At 57.7% G+C, this 442-nt stretch carries 1 pseudogene; it reads right to left on the minus strand.

From position 1 onward, the window contains the following. Window positions 1–442 (minus strand): annotated as a pseudogene (locus EOA24_RS42310) (hypothetical protein); the annotation flags it as partial.

Genomic DNA, 442 nt, shown 5'->3' on the forward strand with positions numbered 1-442 from the left:
GGCTAGCTCTCTGGCACTGCGCCTATCGTCCCCGGAAATGTCCGCCATCGATTTGCCGTGCAGAAAGTCGCTCCGCAGCCCGAAAAGCTTCGAATAGGCGTGGCCGAACGAACCATCTTTGAGCAGTCCGGAAATTCGAAGCGTGACCCGGTATGTCGCACCGGGGTTCTTTCCTGCGATCCTTCTTCGGGCGCCTCGATCATGATCCAAAGGCAGGCCAAGCGCGGCCTCGATCGTCGAAATATGCGCCAGGAACTCGTCAATGCCGTCGGATCGAAAACCGCGGACAAAGAAGTGCGCCACGGGTCGATCGAACAACTCCGTCTGGCGCGCTGCTACGATGTCCCTCCAGGCGCTGTCGTTCAGCCAAACAATGTCATTATCGCTGCCATCGTCTAGCGGATAGCTGATCGGTCGTTCGTATTCATGCTCATCGCCATAG

It is taken from the genome of Mesorhizobium sp. M2A.F.Ca.ET.039.01.1.1 (assembly GCF_003998035.1).
In the GTDB taxonomy this organism is placed as follows: Bacteria; Pseudomonadota; Alphaproteobacteria; order Rhizobiales; family Rhizobiaceae; genus Mesorhizobium.